Raw genomic sequence first — 601 nt, 5'->3', positions numbered from 1 at the left:
GCGCGAAACGGCGCGAGCGTGACCCTTCTCGAACGCTATCCCTACGTGGGTGGCCTTGCCGCCGGCGGCATGGTGCTCGTTCTCGACGACATGGTGAACGGGCTCGAGATCACCGTGCAGGGAATCTGCACCGAGATGATCGAGCGCATGCGCAGGAAGAACCTGTGCATGGTTCCCGACGAGAACGATCGTCAGCTCGACCGGCGCGACCTGCCGGAAAGCTGGCGGCGCTGGGCACGCTGGGGCCTTTTCGATTTTCACACGCCGTCCGCGCCGCACCCGATCTGTTATGCAGCGGCATTTGATCCCGATGCCTTCAAGCAGACGGCCTACGATCTCTTCGCCGAGACACGCGTCAAGTTGCGCACCCATAGCTGGTTTTCCTCGGCGATCGTCGAGGACGGTACGATCAAGGGTGTGGTCTGCCAGACCAAGGAGGGATTGCAGGCAATCATGGGCAGCGTGGTGATCGACGCCACCGGTGATCTCGACGTCGCGGCAAGCGCTGGCGCGTCCCATGTCGAGGACAGCTTCATCCTGACGACGGTCTCGCGCTGGGGCGGCGTCGATACGGAAGCTGCGGAGCGCTTCGAGTTCGAGG

Annotated in this window: 1 protein-coding gene; it reads left to right on the top strand. The window is 63.4% G+C overall.

Annotated elements, in window-relative coordinates:
- On the top strand, positions 1–601 hold a 601-nt coding region (locus AB4Z23_RS27855; RefSeq protein ID WP_441361224.1), incomplete at both ends, for an FAD-dependent oxidoreductase.

This window comes from Agrobacterium sp. MCAB5, assembly GCF_052114365.1.
GTDB lineage: Bacteria > Pseudomonadota > Alphaproteobacteria > Rhizobiales > Rhizobiaceae > Agrobacterium > Agrobacterium tumefaciens.
Note: the sequence above shows the minus strand (reverse complement) of the source record. Positions and strands in the feature narration are given on the sequence as shown.